The 23,245-nt window shown below is 35.1% G+C and carries 25 protein-coding genes; 8 read left to right on the top strand and 17 right to left on the bottom strand.

Features of this window, described 5'->3' with window-relative positions; all coding sequences use genetic code 11:
* The 4 genes from AC4BB7_RS03965 to AC4BB7_RS03950 form a co-directional block, all read right to left on the bottom strand.
* The gene (locus tag AC4BB7_RS03965; RefSeq protein ID WP_490484497.1) at positions 1–831 is read right to left on the bottom strand and encodes a YveK family protein; all 831 of its coding nucleotides are present in this window, start codon (positions 829–831) and stop codon (positions 1–3) included.
* A 124-nt stretch (positions 832–955) separates the two neighbouring features.
* Entirely contained in the window at positions 956–1,771 is an 816-nt protein-coding gene (locus tag AC4BB7_RS03960) for a hypothetical protein (RefSeq protein WP_490484496.1), read from the bottom strand.
* Between the two features lie 84 nt (positions 1,772–1,855).
* Positions 1,856–2,839: a diaminopimelate epimerase gene (dapF, locus tag AC4BB7_RS03955; protein ID WP_490484495.1), complete on the bottom strand. Its 984-nt coding sequence runs from the start codon at positions 2,837–2,839 to the stop codon at positions 1,856–1,858.
* 133 nt (positions 2,840–2,972) lie between these two features.
* Positions 2,973–3,581 (bottom strand): superoxide dismutase, encoded by a 609-nt coding sequence (locus AC4BB7_RS03950; protein WP_086315650.1) that lies wholly within the window; start codon positions 3,579–3,581, stop codon positions 2,973–2,975.
* Between the two features lie 168 nt (positions 3,582–3,749).
* Here AC4BB7_RS03950 and AC4BB7_RS03945 point away from each other — a divergent pair, with 168 nt between their 5' ends.
* From AC4BB7_RS03945 to AC4BB7_RS03935, 3 genes are all read left to right on the top strand, one after another.
* Positions 3,750–4,562 (top strand): DUF1189 domain-containing protein, encoded by an 813-nt coding sequence (locus AC4BB7_RS03945; protein WP_490484494.1) that lies wholly within the window; start codon positions 3,750–3,752, stop codon positions 4,560–4,562.
* 143 nt (positions 4,563–4,705) lie between these two features.
* On the top strand, positions 4,706–5,797 hold the full coding sequence (ispG, locus tag AC4BB7_RS03940) for a flavodoxin-dependent (E)-4-hydroxy-3-methylbut-2-enyl-diphosphate synthase (protein WP_490484493.1): 1,092 nt from the start codon (positions 4,706–4,708) through the stop codon (positions 5,795–5,797).
* Between the two features lie 102 nt (positions 5,798–5,899).
* Positions 5,900–6,862 (top strand): phosphoglycerate dehydrogenase, encoded by a 963-nt coding sequence (locus AC4BB7_RS03935; protein ID WP_086315647.1) that lies wholly within the window; start codon positions 5,900–5,902, stop codon positions 6,860–6,862.
* Positions 6,863–6,910: 48 nt separating this feature from the next.
* On the opposite strand, the gene AC4BB7_RS03930 is transcribed toward AC4BB7_RS03935, so the two are convergent.
* The gene (locus tag AC4BB7_RS03930) at positions 6,911–7,846 is read right to left on the bottom strand and encodes a glycosyltransferase family 2 protein (protein WP_086315646.1); all 936 of its coding nucleotides are present in this window, start codon (positions 7,844–7,846) and stop codon (positions 6,911–6,913) included.
* Positions 7,847–8,262: 416 nt separating this feature from the next.
* On the opposite strand from AC4BB7_RS03930, the gene AC4BB7_RS03925 reads away from it, so the two are divergent.
* Positions 8,263–9,750, top strand: coding sequence for a helix-turn-helix domain-containing protein (locus AC4BB7_RS03925; RefSeq protein ID WP_490484492.1), 1,488 nt, complete (start codon positions 8,263–8,265; stop codon positions 9,748–9,750).
* 137 nt (positions 9,751–9,887) lie between these two features.
* Here AC4BB7_RS03925 and AC4BB7_RS03920 read toward each other — a convergent pair whose 3' ends face one another.
* The 8 genes from AC4BB7_RS03920 to nox all read right to left on the bottom strand — a co-directional run bounded on the left by AC4BB7_RS03920 (position 9,888) and on the right by nox (position 17,584).
* The gene (locus AC4BB7_RS03920; protein ID WP_086315644.1) at positions 9,888–10,199 is read right to left on the bottom strand and encodes a HesB/YadR/YfhF family protein; all 312 of its coding nucleotides are present in this window, start codon (positions 10,197–10,199) and stop codon (positions 9,888–9,890) included.
* Positions 10,200–10,314: 115 nt separating this feature from the next.
* Entirely contained in the window at positions 10,315–10,980 is a 666-nt protein-coding gene (locus AC4BB7_RS03915) for a potassium channel family protein (protein WP_086315643.1), read from the bottom strand.
* 238 nt (positions 10,981–11,218) lie between these two features.
* Positions 11,219–11,851: a response regulator gene (locus AC4BB7_RS03910; RefSeq protein WP_086315642.1), complete on the bottom strand. Its 633-nt coding sequence runs from the start codon at positions 11,849–11,851 to the stop codon at positions 11,219–11,221.
* A complete protein-coding gene (locus AC4BB7_RS03905; RefSeq protein WP_086315641.1) occupies positions 11,826–12,929 on the bottom strand; it encodes a sensor histidine kinase in 1,104 nt (367 codons plus the stop codon). The genes AC4BB7_RS03910 and AC4BB7_RS03905 overlap by 26 nt, the downstream gene beginning before the upstream one ends.
* A complete protein-coding gene (gene liaF, locus AC4BB7_RS03900) occupies positions 12,926–13,657 on the bottom strand; it encodes a cell wall-active antibiotics response protein LiaF (RefSeq protein ID WP_086315640.1) in 732 nt (243 codons plus the stop codon). The genes AC4BB7_RS03905 and liaF overlap by 4 nt, the downstream gene beginning before the upstream one ends.
* 178 nt (positions 13,658–13,835) lie before the next feature.
* Positions 13,836–14,309, bottom strand: a complete 474-nt coding sequence (gene greA, locus AC4BB7_RS03895) for a transcription elongation factor GreA (RefSeq protein WP_025871513.1) — start codon at positions 14,307–14,309, stop codon at positions 13,836–13,838.
* A 250-nt stretch (positions 14,310–14,559) separates the two neighbouring features.
* Positions 14,560–15,702 carry an endolytic transglycosylase MltG gene (gene mltG, locus AC4BB7_RS03890; RefSeq protein ID WP_422392092.1) on the bottom strand — a complete coding sequence of 381 codons (1,143 nt, stop codon included), beginning with the start codon at positions 15,700–15,702 and terminating at the stop codon, positions 14,560–14,562.
* A gap of 544 nt (positions 15,703–16,246) precedes the next feature.
* On the bottom strand, positions 16,247–17,584 hold the full coding sequence (nox, locus tag AC4BB7_RS03885; protein WP_086315638.1) for a H2O-forming NADH oxidase: 1,338 nt from the start codon (positions 17,582–17,584) through the stop codon (positions 16,247–16,249).
* A 207-nt stretch (positions 17,585–17,791) separates the two neighbouring features.
* On the opposite strand from nox, the gene AC4BB7_RS03880 reads away from it, so the two are divergent.
* On the top strand, positions 17,792–18,160 hold the full coding sequence (locus AC4BB7_RS03880) for a hypothetical protein (protein WP_490484491.1): 369 nt from the start codon (positions 17,792–17,794) through the stop codon (positions 18,158–18,160).
* Positions 18,161–18,227: 67 nt separating this feature from the next.
* Complete coding sequence (locus AC4BB7_RS03875) at positions 18,228–18,731, top strand: cupin domain-containing protein (RefSeq protein WP_490484490.1); 504 nt, start codon at positions 18,228–18,230, stop codon at positions 18,729–18,731.
* Between the two features lie 135 nt (positions 18,732–18,866).
* Here AC4BB7_RS03875 and AC4BB7_RS03870 read toward each other — a convergent pair whose 3' ends face one another.
* Together AC4BB7_RS03870 and AC4BB7_RS03865 are read right to left on the bottom strand one after the other, a co-directional pair.
* On the bottom strand, positions 18,867–19,538 hold the full coding sequence (locus AC4BB7_RS03870; protein ID WP_170923056.1) for an HAD family hydrolase: 672 nt from the start codon (positions 19,536–19,538) through the stop codon (positions 18,867–18,869).
* Position 19,539: 1 nt separating this feature from the next.
* Positions 19,540–20,409: an SPFH domain-containing protein gene (locus tag AC4BB7_RS03865; RefSeq protein WP_086315636.1), complete on the bottom strand. Its 870-nt coding sequence runs from the start codon at positions 20,407–20,409 to the stop codon at positions 19,540–19,542.
* A gap of 165 nt (positions 20,410–20,574) precedes the next feature.
* Between AC4BB7_RS03865 and AC4BB7_RS03860 the strand changes: the two genes are divergently transcribed.
* On the top strand, positions 20,575–21,546 hold the full coding sequence (locus AC4BB7_RS03860; RefSeq protein WP_490484489.1) for a ring-cleaving dioxygenase: 972 nt from the start codon (positions 20,575–20,577) through the stop codon (positions 21,544–21,546).
* A 21-nt stretch (positions 21,547–21,567) separates the two neighbouring features.
* On the top strand, positions 21,568–22,188 hold the full coding sequence (locus AC4BB7_RS03855; RefSeq protein WP_490484488.1) for a flavin reductase family protein: 621 nt from the start codon (positions 21,568–21,570) through the stop codon (positions 22,186–22,188).
* A 90-nt stretch (positions 22,189–22,278) separates the two neighbouring features.
* Here AC4BB7_RS03855 and AC4BB7_RS03850 read toward each other — a convergent pair whose 3' ends face one another.
* Positions 22,279–22,632: an iron-sulfur cluster biosynthesis family protein gene (locus AC4BB7_RS03850; protein WP_490484487.1), complete on the bottom strand. Its 354-nt coding sequence runs from the start codon at positions 22,630–22,632 to the stop codon at positions 22,279–22,281.
* Positions 22,633–22,718: 86 nt separating this feature from the next.
* Positions 22,719–23,210: a gamma carbonic anhydrase family protein gene (locus AC4BB7_RS03845; RefSeq protein WP_086315632.1), complete on the bottom strand. Its 492-nt coding sequence runs from the start codon at positions 23,208–23,210 to the stop codon at positions 22,719–22,721.
* Positions 23,211–23,245 lie beyond the last annotated feature (35 nt).

The following is a 23,245-nucleotide window of genomic DNA, read 5'->3' as shown; positions in this document are numbered from 1 at the left end:
TTAAACTCGTGGACGACTTCTACGTGCTGGGGGTGTAGAGTTATCTGGTTTACTGTTTTCTTTTGGTGCAGATCTAGGAACATCTCTGTTTGGATATCTTGAATCGTTAGAAAATGATTCTGAAGGTGTGCGGACAACTTTTGCGTTTAATTCTTTCGCTGTCATATTAGGAACAACTCCCAATATCGTAAATCCAAGTTCATCTTCCACGAAACTGTCATCCTTAATCGTTTTGTCAAATAGTTCTAAAATAAAGGCTACAGCTACTCCAAACATAACTCCTAAAGCCAACCCAATAATCAAGTTTAGCTTATTATTTGGGGACACTGGGTTCACATTAGCTGTTGCTGCCGATATAATCGTGATTTTATCCACATTCAACATATCTTTAGCTTGCTCTTGAAAAACTAAAGCTGTTTGATTGGCAATATTTTGTGCCACAATTGGATCTGTTACTTTAGAAACAATAGAAAACATTTGTGAGTTTTGTGACTGATTTACGGAAATACTTTCTCCCAGCGCTTCAACTGATAAATCATTTTCATGCTCTGTTTTCATTCTTTGTTGTACTTCAGTCATCACAGTATCGCTTTTGATCAAGTCTTTATAGGTGTTGATCATTTGTAGATTTCCATTGATATCATTAACATTCGTTGTTTCATTTTGCGGTAATCGAACAATTAATTGAGCTTGAGAACTGTATTTAGGCGTAATCACAAAATAGGTTAACATTCCAGCAACACCTAATCCCAAAAACATACTGACAATAATTAAACCAACACGTTTCTTCAATACTCCAATTAATTCTTGTAAACTGATCGTCTCTTCCATTTCTTCCTCCAATTAACTACATACAAATAATTATAAATTCTAGTTGAATCAAGTACAAGGTTATTTGCAAAGAATACACTATCAATTATTTCAAGAATTATTGAAATAATTGATAGACAGGTCATTATTCATTTTGTTGAACTTCATCTTGTTCAGTTGCTGAACCATCGATTGCTTGCTTTTCTAGCAACTTATCAATGACATCCAATTGATCTGATAATTCTTTTTTCAATGTTTCATTTTTAATCTCAGATAGCTGATTGAAAATAAAAATAAAGTTTTCCATATTTGCTTCACTCGTCAGGACTCCATCACGATTCATTTCAGCGATGGATTGTTTTATCTCATTGTATTGTTTAACTTGAACGTCCATTTGATCTAATACACTAGTGATTGCCTCGCTCCATTGATTTTTCATTTTGGAAACATCATTGCGTATCTTTATAATATCCTCTGCAGTTGTATTTTCTTTTATAACAACATCTAGATTTTCTGTTGTCCAGTCAGTCGGAGCTTGAACAAGTAAGTCACTTACTCTTTTTTGAATGCCGCTTTTGTTTTTGACCTCTTCTATTTTAAGCAATAGTTCTTTTTTGCCTTGCCATACTTCCGAGTTGTCTGTTAAGAAATCTTTGCTTTTCAGTCCAAAATCTACTGCTTCGGTTTTTAATATAATGATATCTCTTTCTATATCCTTTATTTTTGCTTTTTCTATTGGTTCTACTAAAAATTCTTCTTGATCATTTTGATACAATTGACGGATTTGTTTGTTCAAGCGTTTGATTTTTACAGCTTCGCTTTTTATCGTTGATTTTGCATACTCAACTTTTCTTTGTTGTTCTTGATTTGCCTTTGACCTTATCCCTATTAAACAGATGCTAATTGAACTTAGGATAACAATTATGTAAATAATTTTACCAACCCAACCACTTTTTACCACTATTACACTCCTTTTAAAGATACCTTTCTTTTCATAACCAACCTTTTATTATTGCCATTTAGACATACCAACCTTGTACGTCTGCTAATTATTTCTTTTGATAGATTCTAAAAATGCTATATAGTCTGTTTGCTCAATCGTTTCTATAATACTTAACTGTCCAAATTGCCCTTGGGTAACTTCTGCTAAAGTACCAGCTATCAAATGTGTTACCGTCGCATTTCCTATCAATTCCATCCAATAACCGTCTGAATCCTCTTCATGCACCACGGTTTTTACCATACCGCCAGTATTTTTGACAGTAATCGTTTCGTTAAATTCACCATTGTACAACAATACATACATCAAGCTACTCGCACACATTGCAGTTCCACAAGCATTAGTAAAACCAACTCCACGTTCAAACGTTCGAACAAAAATTTGATTTTCACCTAGTATTTCTACAAAACTTACATTGACCCCATCAGGAAATAGAGGATTATCTCCATTTACATATGTTGCAATTCGCTCAAACTCTCTGCTCATCAGTGTTTTATGATCTACAAATGCAATCAGATGAGGATTAGGAACTGCTACAGCTGAAAATTTTAATTCACTTGATAATTCTGGAATCACTTCATTCATGATCGTATTTTTTTTAGTGTTCATTGGGAGTGCTGCCGCTTCAAAACGGACAGGTGAAATCTCAACTTGATAGGTTACTACTTTTTCTGCTAGTTTAGGTGCTTTACGTACCTTGAGATCTGCAAACATTGTTTCTACAGTAAAGGATTCTTTGTTGTATTTTTCAGCTAAATACCTAGCAACCGTACGTAATCCATTACCACACATACTCGCTTCACTGCCATCACTATTGATCACACGCATCTTCGCTAGTGACTCTCCTTTAACGACTTTTTGTACCAGTAATAGACCATCTGCTCCACCCAAAAGTCCCGTATCTCTGTCACACAAAAAAATGCGTAAATCATTGATTTCCTTATCGGTTAATGGTCGTTCCAACTTTGTTTCATCTATCAAAAAGAAATCATTTTCAGATCCATGAACCTTCTGCATAGTTATATCCATGACAAAACTCCTTTATTCTCTGCCTTTACAGATTTTCTATCCTTAACTATTAGTATGCCATAAACAAAAAGAGGAAAACAGTGTATTTTACTGTTTTCCTCAAAAAGTTTATAAAAATATTCTTTTTTTCTGGTTATTTAGCCGCTGCAAAACGTTTGTTGACTTCATCCCAGTTTACAAGATTCCAAAATGCGTCAATATAATCTGGACGTACATTTTTGTAATTTAGATAGTAAGCATGTTCCCACACATCTAGTCCTAAAACAGGTGTTTTACCATCCATCAAAGGAGAATCTTGATTAGGTGTTGAAGTAATTTCTAGTTTGCCGTTATTTAAAACTAACCATGCCCAACCTGAACCAAAACGACCAGTTGCAGCTACTTTAAATTCTTCTTTTAATTTATCGAAACTACCAAATGTTGAATCAATTGCCTCTTTGATATCACCTGTTGGTGCGCCACCTGCATTAGGTGCCATGATTTCCCAGAAGAAGGCATGGTTGGCATGTCCGCCGCCATTATTACGTACCGCTGTACGAATATCTTCAGGAATACTATCCATGTCAGCGATCAACTCTTCAATTGATTTAGTGCCAAGTTCAGGATGTTTGTCGATTGCTGCATTTAAGTTTGTCACATACGTGTTATGGTGTTTGTCGTGGTGTAGATGCATTGTTTCTACATCAATATAAGGTTCTAATGCGTCATAAGCATAAGGTAAATCTGGTAAAGTGTAAGTCATAAAAAAATCCCTCCATTAATTAAGTATAAAGTTTCATACATTTATAGCATAACAGATTTTATGGCAACCTTCAAAGTAATTGCTTACAAAGTTTGGTATAAACTTGTTTTTCCCTGTTAACTCCTTTAAAATGACGTGTGTACTCAATTTCAAGTCAGGAGAAAATTTATGAACTCATTTACGCTCTTTAAACACTCATTATTTCAATTAAATGACCTCCATCAAGCAAAAAAAATGCCGTTTTGGAAAGTCATTTTATATGTTCTTTTTCTAAGTATTATTCTTGCACTTCCTATAACAAAACAAATCTTTTCCATAATGCAAGACATCAAAAATGATGGACAAAAAATTGCTGCAAAACTGCCCGATTTTAAAATTTCTGACGGAAAATTCCAAACAGCAAAAGGTGCTGAAGGATTCATTTACCAGACAAATTCTATCATCTTTACCTTTGACCCTGATGGAAAACGATCCGTTAATGATGTAACTGCTGATTCCGTTGGAAACGCTGTTGGTTTAGGCTTTTTACAAGATGAATTTGTTATCGCTCTGCCCAACTCAGGTGCTGCGGATTCACTACTGGGAGCTAGTCAATTTGAAGTCCCTTATTCTAAAGGGACGCTAGATGGGCTAAATAGTGATAATTTAAAAAAATCATTAGATGAAGCCAATGTCCCTTTTTGGATAAAGCTAGTTGTTTTTATCTTTACCTTATATCCAACTTTCATTAACTTGATCATCAATTTACTAATGGTTACAATCGGTGCTAACTTATATAGTAAAATTCGTTTATATAAACTACGCTTTTTAGACTGCCTAAAGATTTCAACTTATTGTGCGACATTGCCTGTAATCATTAGCAGCGTTCTTCATTTTATCAATTCGGCTTTTGATGATAGCTTTTTGATTGTCTTCATTTCTTTATTGATATTTTTCTTTGCTATCCGTAAAGAAGAACGACAAGTACCGCCTTTAGCTTAAACCTAAATAAGAAATAGCCGCTCTATTCTTAACCTTTTCTTAGATTCTCAGTTCTATTATTATATGTTAAGATAGACCATGAATTATACTTGTTGAAAATTAGTAACCAAAATAATTGCGCAGCATTAAGGAGAGAATTCATTATGGGAGAATTGACCCATCGTAAAAATACACGTCGAGTTAAAGTTGGAGACTTAACAATCGGTGGCAGTGATGAGCTTTTTATTCAAAGTATGTGTACAACCAAAACACATGATGTTGACGGCACTGTAGCTCAAATCAAACGCTTAGAAGACGCAGGTTGTCAAATCGTTCGTGTTGCCGTTCCAGATGAGGCTGCTGCGGATGCATTAGGGGCAATCAAACGTCAGATCTCAATTCCCTTAGTGGCTGATATTCACTTTGACTATCGTTTAGCTCTGAAAGCAATTGAACAAGGTGTAGATAAAATTCGGATCAATCCTGGTAATATCGGACGTAAGGACCGTGTAGAAAAAGTTGTTACTGCTTGTAAAGCAAAAGGAATCCCAATCAGAATTGGTGTAAATGCTGGTTCATTAGAAAAAAAATTCTTGCAACAATATGGTTACCCCACTGCTGAAGCTATGGTTGCTAGTGCAGTTGAACACATTAAAATACTTGAAGAATTAGAGTTTTACGATATCATTGTGTCACTAAAAGCTAGTGATGTTAATTTAGCTATCGAAGCCTATTCTTTAGCTGCTCAAACTTTTGACTATCCTCTACATTTAGGAATTACTGAAGCTGGGACAAAATTTTCTGGCGGGATGAAATCTGCAGCAGGCTTAGGTGCCTTGCTTTCTCGAGGTATTGGAAATACTTGTCGTGTTTCCCTTTCAGCTGACCCTGTAGAAGAAATCAAAGTAGCCAAAGAAGTCCTAAAAGCCTTCGGTCTGGCAAGTAATGCTGCCACACTGATTTCTTGTCCAACTTGCGGACGAATCGAAATTGATTTGATTCCGATTGCGAATGAAATAGAAGAATATATTGAACAGATCAAAGCACCGATCAAAGTGGCTGTTTTAGGCTGTGCTGTTAATGGTCCAGGTGAAGCTCGCGAAGCAGATATCGGAATTGCTGGTGGAAACGGCAAAGGAATGCTGTTCAAAAAAGGGAAAATCATCCGTACTGTTCCAGAAGAAATAATGGTTGACGAATTAAAAAAAGAAGTGGATATCCTTGCAGCAGCGTATGCTCGTGGAGAAAAAATATAAGTTACGTGATCCTAAAAAAGATTGAACTGTTTAATAAACAGTTCAATCTTTTTTTGTTTGCGGTACATTTTTGTTACAATAGACTAGCAAGGAGGAATTCAAATGGGACAACCACTAATCTATCTTTATGAACAAATGAAAGAAGAACAAGTTGAAACAATCAGACAAAGTGCTCCTGATCATATAATCATTGATGCGAAAAGAGAAGTACCGCAAATAATTGAGGATGATATTGAAATCATGTTAGGCTGGGACAAGGACTTAGGACAACGTTTGCTTGACTCAAAAACAAGTCACTTGAAATGGGTCCAATCTGTTTCTGCCGGTGTTGACTCATATGATTTAAATCGTTTTGCTGAGAAAGGTATTTTATTATCCAACGCTAGCGGCATCCATAGCATCTCAATTGCAGAACATGTTTTAGGTGTTTTATTGGCTGAATTTAGAGGAATCCGCGCCAGTATCGATAATCAGTCAAAAAAAGAATGGTCCACCAATAACATTTCCTACCAACAATTATCTATGCAAAAAATGTTGATTGTTGGAACTGGCCGCATCGGTCAACAACTTGCTGTCTTTGCACAAGGCTTAGGTATCCAAACATATGGAGTCAATACTTCCGGTCACGTAACAAATGGTTTTATCGAGTGTTATTCTCATAAGAATATGAGTCGCATTGTTAATGAAATGGATATTGTTGTGAATATTCTACCTCTAACCGATGAGACTTATCAAATGTATAATGAAAGAATGTTTCTTTCGATGAAACCAGGAACTGTTTTTGTTAATGTTGGACGTGGGCCTTCTGTTAATACAAGTGATTTAATTCATGCATTAAATACAGGCCAACTAAGTTTTGCAGCACTAGATGTCTTTGAAGAGGAACCTTTACCTGAAAACAGTCCACTTTGGACTATGAAAAATGTTTTGATTACCCCTCATATCTCTGGCTTAACGCCTAAATTCAAAACAAAATTGTTGACTATATTTATGCAAAATCTCAAACAATATTTGACCGATAAAACTCTAGCTAAAAATGAAATAGCGTTACACCAAGGTTATTAAAAAATACTGACTCGAATCACTAATGAATAGTTTCGAGTCAGTATTTTATTATTTTTGATCTTTTTCTGTTTCTTTAACAAGATAGATCGGGCGCTTTTTTGTTTCCAAGAAAATTTTACCAATATATTTTCCTATAATTCCAAGGCAAAGTAACTGAAGTCCTCCAACAAACAAAATGATACAAACCATAGACGGCCATCCGCTAGTAGGGTCCCCTTTGATAATCGTTCTAAAGAAAATAACAAGCATTGCAATAACGGATCCCGCACATGAAAAAGCCCCTACATAAGAAGCCAGATTCAATGGCGCTTCTGAAAAGTTCACGATTCCATCAATCGAATAACTCAGTAAACTCCAGAATGACCATGAGGTAGCCCCAGCTACTCGTTCACGATTCTCGTAAGAAATATACTCTGTATTAAATCCTACCCAGCTGAAAATCCCTTTTGAAAAACGGTTATACTCTGTTAATTCTAAAATCCCATCAACCATTTGTCTTGTCATCAAGCGAAAATCTCTAGCTCCATCGACCATTTCAGTTTCACCGATTTTATTGACTAAACGATAAAACATCTTAGCAAAAAAGCTGCGGATAGGCGGTTCACCTTCGCGGTCACCTCGTCTGGTGCCAACACAATCTAATTCTTTATTCGTCTCTAACATTTGAATCATTTTCGGCAATAATTCAGGAGGATCTTGTAAATCCACATCCATCACGGTAACTAAACTGCCTTTCGCCTCTTTAAGTCCAGCATATAAGCCCGCTTCTTTCCCAAAATTTCTAGAAAAAGAAAGAAAACGAACCTTTTCAGGATGTTCTTTATATAAGTTTCTCAGTGTATTTAATGTTTGATCTTTTGACCCATCGTTAATAAATATATATTCTATATCATGGTGAATTTGCGAACTCACTTTCTCCACTTCTTCAAAAAACAATGGAATGGATTCCTCTTCATTGTAACAAGGAACAATAATTGATAGCATGAAATTTCCTCCAAAAAAAAGTATTATTTGTTGATTATAGCATACATCTACGCCTTAGTAATAAAAAAATTACGAATAAGATCATGACCTATTTCCACACGCTCATGACAGTACCATAAAAATCACCTAAAACAAATTTACGCGATATAAATAACACACATTTTTTAATCGATTCATTTAAAAAAAACGAACACCTCAATAATTATAAGGTTTACAAACAAAAAAATAATATTAATGTAACTTTAAATAATTATTACATTTTTGATTTATATTTAATTTACAATTGAAATCTATTGAGCAAATGGTTATTATATAAAGAGAAAATGATTTTTAATCTATTAATATATTTATTTTTGTGAAATATATAACTTTCAATTATTATAAAAATCATAATTTATTACTAAGGGAGACTACATATGCTAGAAGACATTTTGTTAGATGACGTTGCGCAGCGTAAAATAAGCGTTTTTAATCAGTTATTGAACACCGCAAATGGTACATATAGCGTTCACTATTTTGAACAATTCACAGATTTTTCTTATGCCCGCTTAAACTCGTTGTTCTCTGAAATACATGAAGATCTCATGGAAAAACAAGGGCTTGCGTTATTAACTAGCCAAGGCAAAGTACATATTGATTTATCTAAGTTACGTGATATTCCATATTCACAATTTCTCTTTCGTAAAAGTTTGCCTTATAAATTTTTACTGGCAACCATTTTAGAGAAGAATTATACAATAGAAAATTTTTGTAGAGACCATTTTATTAGCCGGGCTTCCATTATCCGTAGACTACAACCATTGATCAATTATTTAAAGGATTTCGATATTCAGTTAAACTGTTCAAAACTTCAGTTAACTGGAAAAGAAAACTTGATTCGTATTGTTTATTTAAACTTCTTTTGGATCGCATCTTATGGAGAAGACCTATTTTTAGCGTTGGATGAAACCAAACGAGGCTTTGATTTATTTGATCCGGAAGATCGTCAATGGATGACATACACAGAACCTAGAGAATGGTATTTGCTGACAACGATTTCTCAGCTACGTATCAAAAAAAAACATTTCATTATCGAACCTCCGTTTAAACAATTGGCTTTTCCTAAAGTAAATATGTCCTTTATTAAAAAATTAGAGCAAGTAAATCTACCTCAACATTTCATAGAACGAGAATCCACTTTTCTTTCTTTTATGATGTTTTACTGGAATATTTATTTTTATGCAGATGATCCTAGAATTAGCTATGTAAAAGAATATATGACTAGCGCGCAGCAGCCTTTAAGTAATCTGATTGAACGTTTTGAAGATTTTTATCTTCCTTTATTCACAGAAAAACAACTTTCTGAGGCTGAGAGAGAGGTATTGAATATCAATATCTTTACTACTTGCCTCAATCACTCTGTGATAAAAGACTCACTACCACTAGCTATCAACTTTATGGAAACGTGTATAAAAAAACAAAACCCTTTATATGATCCTCTTTCTGCAAAAGTGAGAGAATTCCTTAAACAAATTGTTTTAACTCCTGAATTTACGTGGATAAAAAATTGTTTGGAAGACTTAACCTATATTTGTTCATTTTTATTACTTCCTTTTTATGAACGAAGTAATCCAAAATATCAATTGAACGTGGGTATTATTTTATCACCAAATGCTATTTTTCTGCAGTCTCTTTTTGATTTTTTAGAACAAATTTCCTTTATTTCAGTTTCTTTTGTTTCTTCAGCTTCTGAGGATGACTACGATTTTTACATAGCTGCATCAAAGCTTTTGATACCAGATAGAGTCAAGGATAATGGTAACTTCCAAGTCATTCCATTATCTCCTGCATTAGATTATCAAGTAGGACTTATTGATACGTTACATAAAAAATATACAGCCAAGTCTTCTTCTTTAGACAGCTGATACCGTTAAATCTATTTTTCTCTGTACACTAAACAAAAATATCTAGCTCCTTCGCCGCTATGTCGAAGGAGCTTTTTCCAGTCACTTGTCCCGCTTACTCTGTCTTTTCTTTCTAAATAAGTGAAATACGAGTCAGACTATTGTTTCAAGTCTTCTTTATTTCCAGCAAATTTATATTGAGGTTCCTCTTTTTCCTCATCATAATCCACTAATAAATCATATCCTTTAAAGAACCAATCGTCTGTCTCTTCGATAAAATAAGTAATTCCATCGATTACTTCTTTGACTAATGGCTGATCTGGTGCTTCTACAGACATTGCGATTGAAAATCCTTCATGAACATCTGTTTTACCATAAATTTTACCATAAAAACGAATACCACTATCTGAAGTGACACCTACTTCATCTTTGAACCATTGTTGTGCACGTGGTGTAATTGTTAATTCCATCTTTCATTTCCTCCTAACATAAAAGCATCGCAATCTCGTTCAGCCGAGACTAATGCCATCTCACTCCTTGTCATTTTAGCATATAGTCAAATTTTCAGGGAATAAACTGCTTACCCTACTCATTCATTTTTTCATCTAACAAATCAACGTCATCTGTTTCACCTACGACTAATAAGTTATCATTTTCTCTAACCATTTCTTCTGCTGCAGGTGATGTGATGACTTCAGATTTTGAGCGACGTATAGCAACAACCGTCAATCCAAACCGCTGACGGAAGTTTAATTCTCCTAATGTTTTGCCATAAAATTTTGGATTAGAGACACGCACCTCGGCTAAGGAAACTTCATTTGATAGCTCAATGTAATCTAAAATATTTCTAGAAACCAGTTTATGGGCAACCCTGATTCCCATATCTCTTTCCGGATGAACAACTAAATCTGCACCAATTTTTTCTAAGACTCTTGCATGGTATTCATTGACTGCTTTAGCCAAAACATTCGGTACACCCATTTCCTTCACCATTAAGGTGACCAAAATACTCGCTTGAATATCCTCTCCAATAGCCACAACTACATGATCAAAATTGCGAATACCCAAAGAGCGCAACGTCGCCTCATCCTGTGCATTTGCCACAACTGCGTGTGTTGCTATATTCATATATTCATTTACTCGATCTTCATTACTATCAATCGCCAGAACTTCTTGACCAGATTCAATCAACGTCTGACAAATACTGCCACCAAATCTCCCTAATCCAATAATTGCAAAATTTTGCTTCATGTTTATCATGCTCCTAGTGTTAAGTTTAATTTAAGTATAACAAACTGATACACAATTGAACAGAAACAGCGGTTCTATTTTATTATGCTTACCTATTGTTATACAAAGAGGTATAAAACGTTTTGAGAAAAGTTCAAAGCCACAGAGGAGCCAATCGCTTTTTCTTTTATTTCTTATTATAAATGCTAAAAAAAATAGAGAATAGAGTCATTAGTGGATGACTCTATCCTCTATTTCTTTATTTTGCCAATCCATGTTGAAACGCATAAATAGCTGCTTGTGTGCGGTCTTCAACATCTAGTTTCGCTAAAATATTTGAAACATGAGTTTTAACCGTTTTAAGCGTGATAAATAACTCATCCGCAATTTCCTGATTGCTGCGTCCTTTGGCAATCAACATTAAAATTTCATGTTCACGATTCGTCAAATCTTCATGCAACACGGGTTCGTGTTTTTTCGTTAAACGTTCCATCATTTTTGTTGTTACTTCTGGTTCTAAAACACGTTCTCCTCTAGAAATTGCTCGAATAGCATCTGCAATCTCATGAGCTGTCGAAGTTTTCAAAAGATAACCAGCAGCTCCTGCTTCAATTGCCGGATATACTTTTTCATCATCTATAAAACTAGTAACAATGATGATTCGAGCTTGCGGCCAATCTTTTAAAATCGCCTTCGTTGACTCGATTCCATCCATGACATCCATGACTAAATCCATTAGAATTACATCAGGTCTTAATTCTAATGCCTTCTCATAGCCAATCTGACCATTTTCAGCTTCTCCAACCACTTCAATATCTTCTTGAATCGACAAATAAGAGGATACGCCTAATCGTACCATTTCATGGTCATCTACTAACATTACTTTGATCACTTGCTAATTCCTCCTTTATTACAGGCACTTTGATCTCAACACTTGTTCCTTGACCTTTGAAGCTGATTATCTTAACAATACCGCCCATACCAGCTACACGTTCGCGAATATTTTTTAAACCGTAACTACCGGCTTTATTATCATTCTCACTCATATCAAAACCAACACCATCATCAACTAAACGCAATAACACATTTTTATCCACTTGATGTAAATAAACTTCAAGTTCTTTTGCTTTGGCATGTCGCAATGTGTTTGAAAGTAACTCCTGAACAATTCTAAATAGATGATCTTCGATGCTGTTATTCAAATGAACATCTTCAACATCCCAAGTCAATTCGATCTTGATTTTTGTTTGCAATTCTTTTAACAATTGCTCTATCCCTTTACGTAAGCTTTTTCCTTCTAAACTTACTGGACGCAAATGTAACAATAATGCGCGCATCTCAGATTGAGACGCGTTGATGATATCTGTTACCGTTACTAATTGTTTACGAAACATTTCAGGTGTCTCACTTCGTTGTGCTTGTTCATTCAGTGCTGATAGCATCATCATCGCAGCAAACAGCTGTTGACTGACAGAATCATGCAGTTCTCTAGCAAGCCTGTGCCGTTCTTCTTCTAAAATTTCTTCTTTTGTTTCCCCGTCCATCAATTGCGGACGGCTATTCAATAATTGCAATTCCTTTGACATTTCTAATAATTTCGTTCGGATTTTCAAGATATCTTGGTCAACTTCACCAATATATTGATCATTACTTGCATGCGGTACATTCTTAGTAAGAGCAGGGCTTTCATAGCTACCTCTTGCTAATAAGCGAAGTTTTTCTTCAATTCTACCATATTGTGATTTTTGTACAATAGATACGAGTAAAAAAGTTGATAATCCGACTAAAAGAGAAATCAGGATCATATGGAAAATCAAAGGAATGTAAAATACTTTCCTTTGAAGTAATTCCAACATCCAATTTTTCTGTTTGATTGAATGAAAATATGAAAATAATGTTAGTAAAACAACAATAAATGTGCTGCAAGATGCGTATAAAGAAAGCATCTGTCGAGACATCTTACCCATCATACGCGAATCACCTCTAGATCCCCGACTAATGTATTTGTGATGATTTTCAATCGACGGTTATTCGTATCAAAGTCATTGCTATAGACTTTTAAAGATTCATTTTTCAGATGGTATTTTTCTTCTTCAAAGTTAACATTTCCATAGAAAGTTGAATGTTCCAACATCACAGCAACACCTAATGGAACCAAAATTCTCGTCCGACCAAAACCTTTACGAATAATGATAATGCTATCATCTTTAGGTAATAATGTATTGCCTAAGTCAACGATTGTATCACCAGAAAGAATATCTATATTGATGTCATTCCACTCGTAAACATTACTTCCTATACGCTCATTGGCAAACCATGGACGCTTAAAACGACGACCGCTTTTCGGTTCTACATTTGTCGTTTCTACCATAATCATTTGTTTCTTTCTCCATGGAGCTCGTTGTGTGATATCAACGCCAGCGATCTCTACACCCTTTAAGCCAACAAACAAAACAGCAAATACTAACATCAGCCAAAAAGCGGGACTATTCATTACTCCGATCAAAATTAAAATGATTCCTAATACTAATTGAAAGTTATTGAAATTACTGCGATGAACTTTTTTCATTGCATATACAACACTTAAGATACCCAACACTAATAAAACAGCTAGACCTGGGTTATGTATAATTTGCCATAAAGCTAAAATAAAAAGTAATGATTCTACTACAATAAAAAAACGCCATGGGTTATTCATCATAATCCCCCTTCCTATGAAATTAGTATACCTTGATTCCCATATTAATGTTAGTTGCTAAAGCCCCATTTTACTATAGGACTTTAGCCCTAATTTTTTCAGTATCTATTCAGGTTTAAAGGGCAAGTCAAAGCTAATAATAGCTTTGGCCCGCCCTTTGTGCTTATTCATTGTTTTGTTAGCCAACTTTTATGATTCTTACCTGCATATCTCCACCCGGAGTTGCAATAGCCACTTGATCGTTCAAGCGTTTACCAATCAATGCTTGTGCAATTGGTGAATCATTTGAAATTTTACCAGAAAATGGATCTGCTTCTGCACTACCTACAATAGTATACTCTTCCTCATCACCATCTGGCAATTCAATAAATGTCACCGTTTTTCCAATCGAAACTTCGTCTGAATCAACACCACCATTATCAATGATCTGTGCAAAGCGAATCATATTTTCTAAGGTTGTGATTCGACCTTCTACAAAAGCTTGCTCATCTTTAGCGGACTCATACTCAGAGTTTTCTGATAGATCCCCAAAGCTTCTTGCAATTTTTATACGTTCAACGATCTCTTTTCGTTTAACTGTTTTTAGTTCTTCTAATTCTTGTTCTAATTTTTCTTTTCCTTCAAGTGTCATAGGAAATACTTTTTCTACCATGTTAATTTCTCCTTCTAAACTTACCACAATGTTTTATTTTGTTTTCATTGAAAAATTCCGCTTTCAATCCACAAAAGAGTACCACGCTTTAAGCAAATTGTAAATAATATTCACTTAATTTTTATAAATACAATAGATTTTCCTTGTAACAGAGCCCTTATCATGGTTCTCCTTGACTAGATTAATGGTAAAGCGAAACGAGCCGCCTAAATTATAGGTTGGCTCGTAATAAGATACGCAAACTTAAAAGCTATTCACTTTTTTCAGTTTCTGTGTTATTAACATATTTGTCCACAAATTCTTGATGTTGTTCATATGTCTCTGCAAAATAAACATTTCCAGTTGAGATATCTGCAACAAAGTAAAGATAATTATTTTGGATTGGATTTAAGACAGCGTTGATTGCTTGCTCACTTGGACTATCAAACGGTCCAGGACCATATCCGGTATTTTTATAAAGATTATACGGTGAATCTACTTCTAAATCTTTATACGTTACCAGTTCTTTGTGTTCACCTAGAGCATATAAAATTGAAATATCTGATTGCAATGGCATATTCGCTGCAATTCTATTAAAGAAAACTTGAGCGATTTTTTTACGGTCTTCTTCTTTCACGCCTTCTTTTTCTACCAATGACGCTAGTGTTAGTACTTGTTGGATCGTCATTCCCTTAGCATGAACCATTGGAATAAATGGCTCGATCACACTACTGGTTTTTGCGATCATTTGGTCAACAAAATCTTCTAACTTAGCATCTTTGTAATAGTCATAAGTTGCAGGGAATAAGTAACCTTCAAAGCGATAACGAACATCGCTTGCTTCAGCTGCACTGCCTAATAACTCTGGATACTTCTCTTTCATCTTATCGAAGAATGCTTGATTCTTCATTAGTTCGATAAATTGATCTTTCTTAAATTCGGTATTTTTCTCAATGGCATCCCCGATCTTATCAATATCAAAGCCTTCTGGAATCGTTACTTTTCCATCAGCCAACTGTGTGGGTTCAGCTGTTCCACCTTCTCTTAAAAGTGCACCGATCTCATCCAATGTCATGTTAGGCGACATTTGGTAGTAGCCAGCCTGAAAATCAGTCAAATTTTTAAATTTTGCGTAATAATTGAAGACCATTCCGCTTTTGATAACTTTACTGTCTTCTAAAATGTTGGAAATTTTTTTATTCGACGAGTCTTCTGGAATGTGTACTTGAACCAATTTTGTATCTTTTTTATCGAGTGGTTGCAATCCTGCATTGACATACTTATAAAAAGTGAAACCAAAAATGGCAATCACCAGTAATAGGACTGATGCAACGATCAATACGATCCGACTAACAATACGGTCTTCTTTCTTTCTGGTACGTTTGTTGGAATTATCCTCTTTAGGACTCTGCATGTTGTCCGTCTCTGATGAATCACTCGGATTTTCAACGCGGCTTGCATGATGCTCTGCACTGCGAGAACCGACTGATTCTACTACATCTGTTTTTTCTGGTTCACTCGGGTTTTCTGACTGGAAACGGTATGCCCGATTATATTCTGCTTCGTTATGCTGCGATAGGTTCTGAGCATTATGTTCAGAAGAAGCTGAATCCTCATTCTCAATTTCTTCTCCACGCAAAGAACGCAAGACCTGATCTTTGAATGAAGACTTGGAATGATCTTGATTATTTTGGTTATCTTCTGCCAAAACAAATCCTCCTTACTTTCTATGTATCTTCTTTAACTTTTACCATTATACATGAAAGCTTTTTAAATTTAAACTTTTTTAGAGAAAAGTCACTAACTTGTAAGATTTGTTTTCTTGATTTGTTAAAGAAATAAGGATCGGGATAGACGTTTATTTCTGAAAAAATTACCTCTGTTTTCGCTGTTCATTCATGCATAGAGCCCAAAACAAAACTGTATATTCGTTTTGTTTTGGGCTCTTTGATTTCAAATTATTCTGCGCTAAGCGCTGCCATTGTAATATAATTATAAGGTTGATTAAAATGCGGCAAGAAGAAAATGTCTAGTAACTTCAGTTTGTCGATCGTTACTTTTTCTTCGATGGCTAGTGAGAACATATGGATTCCCATCGAAATATCTTCATAGGAAGCCATCTGGGCTCCGACAATACGCCGAGAATCCTCTTCATAAACGATTCTGATTTTGACTTTATTGTTTTCTTTCATAAATCCAGGTTTTTGTAGATCTTCAAATTCAGTATATTTTATTTTCAAACCTAATTTTTCTGATTCTTGCACTGTCAATCCTGTAGAAACCATGTGATAGCCAAAAATAGAAATCCCATTTGACCCTTGAACACCAATTGATTCTAAAGGTGTTCCACCAACGTTATGCGCTGCGACGATTCCAGAACGAACTGCATTGGTCGCTAAAGCAATATAAGTTGTTTGTTGGACAGCATTTGAAAAAATCGTTGAACAATCCCCTACTGCATAGACATCAGGATCACTTGTTTGTTGATGAAGATCAACAAGGTATGCACCATTGTCAAACAACTGCAAATGATCTTTTCCTAAACCATTATTTGGTCTAAATCCAATTGCATTGATAACTAAGTCTACAGCATATTCTCCTTTGTCTGTTACGATAGACTCAACTTTTTCAGTTCCTTTGTACTCTTTTGCTAATTCACCATAATGAAGCTCAATCCCATTATCTGATAAGACTTTATCCATATCATCTGTGAACCATTTATCGTAGTAATTTGGCAAACATCTTTCTGCTGCGTCAAATAATAAAACATTCTTACCACGACGTTTTGCAGCTTCTGCAATTTCAACACCAATATACCCTGCTCCAATTACTGCCACAGTTTTAATTTCTTCTTTTGACATAGCAGCATCTACCGTCTGACCGTCTTGGAAAAGCTTTAAGAATTCAACATTTTTCAAGTCTCTCCCTGGAATGGTTGGATTGATTGGTGCTGATCCTGTAGCTAGAATCAATTTATCGTAACTTTCCGTAAATTCTTCACCGCTATGTGTTTTACAATGAACTATTTTTTTATCAAAATCAACAGTTTCAACACTTGTTTCCATATAAATTTTAGCACCTTTTGCTTCAAAGGCATCCTTATTCGTATAAAATAGATTTTCGTATGATTCGATTTGACGACCTACCCATAGCGCTGTCCCGCAACCAAGATAGCTAAGATTCGTATTTCGATCGATCATGACTACTTCTTGATCTGGATAAGTATCCAACAATGTGTTTGCTGCAGCGATTCCAGCATGATTGGCACCTACAATAACTGTTTTTGTTTTGCTCATAAGACTCTCCTTCATGTGATTTATTGAACTTAATTATACCCTAAGAAAAGGCTTTCTTTTCTCAATTTATCGCTATTTCATTAAAAAATTTGAGAAACTCTCATCTTTTTCACTAAATTACCATAATTTTTCCGTCTTCAAAAAATAAAGATTCAATTTCAATGACATAACAGGTAAAATGAATTATTGAAAGGGGTTAAATAAAAGATGCAATTTAAAAAAATATTACTGGGGTTGGTATCCGGATCAATGATTTTCTTTTTTACAGCTTGCACTTCGACAACTGAATCTGATGGTAAAGACGCGAAAACTATTGGATCAGTCACGTCTACTGAACGAACATCACGTTCTCAAAAAGAATTAGAAGAAATTTTAGAAAAAACAATTCCAGACACTGATAATCATTTTGAAACGAACGAGGAAGGATTAGAAGACTTCGTCAGATATGTGGAAGAGTTTTCACCACTTATTGAGCAGTCGATGATAGATAAAATCAGAGAAAATGGCGAATTATATTTTACTGAAGATCAAATGGTACGCTTAAATAAAGCGTTTGATGAGTCAAGTGCGTTATAATTTGCTTGTCTTCATTTGTTGATTTTCTAAAAACTCAGCAAACTACTTTTAATTTGGAGGAATGATCATGGAAAAAAATCAAGCTTACTGGATCGAACAACTTAAATTAGAACCACATCCAGAAGGTGGTTATTTTAGACAAGTTTTATGTTCTGAGCAATCGTTACAAGTATCAGCTGGCACAACGCGTCCTTACTATACGAGTATTTATTTTCTATTGACGAAAGGGAATCCTTCTCACTTTCATCGTTTAGTCTCTGATGAAGTCTGGTATTATCATGTTGGTTCCACTTTAAGTATTCATTTATTACATCCGAACGGCCGATATGAAAAGATTCGATTGGGTGCTGATTTGGAAAACGGGGAAGTATTGCAAGCCGTTGTACCAAAAAATGTGATTTTTGGTTCAACTATTGATGGAAACGATGAATTCGCTTTAGTAAGCTGTATGGTTTCTCCTGGGTTTGACTATCAAGATTTTGAATTATTTACAAAAAAACAGTTGAACATGCTCTATCCAGAGCACCAGAATATTATCGAGCTACTTGCTTATGATCAATTGCCGCAATAATAGAACGTTTAAAAAGAAGAGCCCATAACAAAACTAAAAATCAGTTTTGTTACGGGCTCTAAATCCGAATAAACGGCGAGAAAAAAGCATCTCCTTCGGAAATAAACGCTTTTGTCTAGATCTCTTCTTGCTTTACTATTTTGTAATTATTTCTTCGATTTCTTCAGGTGTTGAGACAATATAATCCGCCCCAGATTTTTCTAATTCTGCCTTATTTCCAAATCCATATAACACACCTATACAATCCAGTTCGTTCTCTTTTGCACCTAATATGTCATGGCTTCGGTCGCCGATCATTATTATTTCTTTCAACTGAGTTAGATTTGCTTCATTTAGGGCATAACGAATGACATCTCCTTTTTTTGATCTTTCACCATCTAAACTCGCACCATATATTCCATCAAAATAATGAGCTAAATCAAAATGAGCTAAGATTTGTTTTGCATAAATTTCTGGCTTAGAGGTTGCAATATACACGTTACAACCAGCTTGTTTTAAATCAGCCAACACTTTAGGTATCCCTTTATATATACGGTTTTCATACATTCCTTTTGCTTGATAATATTCCCGATAATAGCTCACAGCCTGCTCAGTTGATTCATCATCTAAATGATATGAATTTTTAAACGTATCATTCAAGGGCGGACCGATAAACGAATATAATTCTGTTGAATCAGGTACAGCTATATTCAATTTCTTTAAAGCATAAATTACAGAATGAATGATTCCTTCACCAGAATCAGTAATGGTTCCATCTAAATCAAATAAAATCGTTTTATATTGCATGAGAGACTCGCTTTCTTTCATTTTATCTTTCGTGAACTTCACCAGTATTTATAACAGGTTGTGTCCCCTTATCTGTGATGATCGATACTAAAAGATTATTGATCAATTGAACTTTTCGGTCATCAGTAAAATTAATTTCCTGACCATCTTCAATCTGTTCTAACGCCATTTGAGTCATGGATACCGCACCTTCAACAATGATTTGTCGCGCTGAAAGAATCGCTTTGGCTTGTTGTCGTTGTAACATTGCACTCGCAATTTCAGTTGCATAAGCAAGGTGGTTTAATCTCGTTTCAATCACTTCAACTCCTGCTACAGATAGACGTTCTTGTAATTCTCTGGCCATTTCTTCTGAAACTTCTGTTGTATTTCCACGTAATGTCAAATCATCATCGTTAAATGTATCGTATGGATATTGTGTCGCAATATGACGAATTGCTGTCTCACTTTGAATTTCTATGAAATCTTGATAACGGTCAACATCAAATAAGGCTTTCGCTGTATCAACTACTTTGAAAACAACCACTGCAGAAATTTCAACTGGATTTCCATCAGAATCATTCACTTTCAATAACGAACTATTGAAATTGCGCACTTTTAATGAAACATTGATTTTTTGAGTCAATGGTGTTGTAACAAATAAGCCATTCTCTTTGATCGTACCTAAATACTGCCCAAAAAATAGAATTGCTTTGGCTTGATTTGGACTCACGATCGTTAATGAACTTAAAAACAAAGCAGAAATTGTCCACAATACCAAAGCAATCGTGATCATACCAAAACTTTCGTCTGTTACACCACTATAAAAACTATACCCACCGATAACAATTAAAATAACCAAAACTATTAATGCAATATAGCCATTAACATGAAACGTTTTTTTCTCTTCCATGATTTCTCCCTACTTTCTTTAACCACTTAATATCAATATAGTACTCCTCTTTATTCTTTCCATCAATAGTTAGGAAAAGATAAAAGAGTTGCTTAATTCTTAGTTTAGATGTAAACTTACTTTTAGTAAGTAATTTAACAATAATACATTCGGAGGTTTTATATTATGGATAAACAAATTCACGGAATTCACCACGTTACAGCAATGACATCTAGTGCAGAAAAAATTTACCGCTTTTTTACAGATACGTTAGGATTACGTCTGATCAAAAAAACAGTCAATCAAGATGATATCCAAACCTACCATCTATTTTTTGCTGATGATCTTGGATCTGCCGGTACCGATATGACTTTTTTTGATTTCCCAGGGATTCCACAAGGGAGTAAAGGAACAAATTCTATTTCTCGTACGTCATTCCGGGTTAAAGATGATGCTTCATTAGTTTATTGGATCGAACGTTTTAATGAATATCAAATTGAGCACGGAGAAATCCAAGAACGTTTCGGTAAAAAATATCTTGAGTTTGAGGATTTTGATAAGCAGCAATATCAATTGATTTCTGACGAAAACAATCAAGGTGTATCAAGTGGGACGCCTTGGAAAAAAACAAATGTTCCAGCTGAGCATGCTTTGACTGGATTAGGGCCCGTTTTTGTAACGGTAGCAGATTTTGAACATATGCAGCGTGTTTTAGTTGAAGTTTTAGGATTTAAACTAGTTGATGCTGAAGGAAGTTTCCATTTATTTGAAGTTGCTGAGGGGGGCAACGGGGCTAGTATTATTGTCGAACATCGAAACGATCTCCCAGATGCTCAAGAAGGCTTTGGTAATGTGCACCATCTGGCTCTTCGCGTAGCGGATCAAGATGCTCTACGTTTTTGGATCAATAAAATCAATCAGCTTCAATTCCCTAATTCTGGATTTGTTGAACGTTTCTATTTTAAATCAGATTATTTTCGAGCTGCTCCTCATATTTTATTTGAACTGGCAACTGACGGTCCTGGTTTCTTACAAGATGAAACATATGAAACAGCTGGCGAAAAGTTGTCCTTACCACCATTTTTAGAAGGAAAACGCAAAGAAATCGAAGAATTTGTTCGTCCTTTTGATACATCCGATGCTAATAAGCCACGTTAAAAAAAGAATTGGAGCTGACTTATGCTACATTATTCAACGAAATACTTATCACAAAAACAAGCATATAAGTTTCTGTCTGGCAGTATCATTCCGCGCCCAATTGCGTGGGTAACAACAATGGATGATGCGCATAAAATTATAAATGCAGCACCTTTTAGCTTTTTCAACGCAGCTGCTGCCGATATACCATTGGTCACCTTATCCATTCTTAGACGAAATGGCGAAGTAAAAGATACTGCTAGAAATATTCTCGAAACAAAGGAACTCGTCATCCACTTGGTTAATGATCAAGTGATTGAATCAATGAATCAAACAGCCGCTTCTTTACGACCTGATCAAAGTGAAATCGTTGTAAATACCATTGAAACAACTGCCAGTAAATCTGTTTCAGTTCCTGGGATCACAGCTGCACCGATTCGTATGGAAGCGCGTCTACATCAATATGTTCCTATCAAAGATCATGAAGATCAAATTATTACTGACTTATTTATTGTCGAAATTACCGATTTTTATTTTGATGAAATTGTCTTTGATCAAGACAATGAGTACATTCTACCGGAAGTATTCAACCCGATTGCTCGATTAGCTGGTAATACCTATGCTCATATTGATGATCTGTTTGATTTGACTAGACCCGATTAAAAAAGGATGGGGCTGCTCCATCCTTTATCTGGATTCAGCATAAGTGGGATATGACTCTTCAGGTCATATCCCACTTATGTTTATTATCATCTATTTTGTTCGTAAATCTACGATTGGCACATTGCCATCTAAAGTACCACTAGGACTTTTAAGCTTAAGAACTTGTAAGCGAGGATCAACCTCCAACGTCATTTCTTCATCTAAATACCGTTTAGAATAATCCTTGATGTAAATAGCCCCAATATCTGAATCTAACACCAATCCAAAATCCGTTTTTTCTTGTAGTTGATCCAATATCAAAATACGAAAACTTGTATCAAGTGAACACACACCCATTTTAGAATACTTCCCAACACCATCATCTAAATCTAAAATAATCACTGATTTATTTTCAATGTAAGGGGTCAGCTTGACTTGAGCTGCATCGCTAATTTTTAAATACATGATTCTTCGCCTCTTTCTTATAAAATAAGTCTAACAGTATAGTAAGCTTTTTTCGAAAGATAAACGTTTAGTAACAGGAAAAAAGATCAAATCATCCTTGCTATTTTCCCATCATTAAATTCTTTTGATAGTTCAACATAGTGTTGAGCATTTTCTTTATTCTTACGAATCTCTTCTCTTGTCAATGGACGGATCACCTTAGCTGGTCGGCCAAATGCTAAAACATTTGGTGGAATTTGTGTTCCCTCAGTAACTAGTGAACCTGCTCCAATCAAACTATTTTTCCCAATCACTGCGTGATTTAATATCGTGCTACTCATCCCGATCAACGCGCCATCTTCTATCGTGCAGCCATGAAGCATGCACTGATGGCCGATCGTTACATTCTCACCTATCATAACAGGCGCATCTTGGTCAACATGGATCACTGTGCCGTCTTGAATATTGCTTCCAGCTTGAATAGTAATGGAATTATTATCGCCTCTTAGAACTGATTGAAACCAAATACTCACATCTTTAGCAAGTTTCACTTCACCATAAACATCAGCACTTGCTGCAATAAAATATTCTTTTGTCATATCGTTCACCTCTTCTAATATAGTTAGTATACCAA

It is taken from the genome of Enterococcus sp. AAFC-DPL-5182, assembly GCF_058216605.1.
Note: the sequence above shows the minus strand (reverse complement) of the source record. Positions and strands in the feature narration are given on the sequence as shown.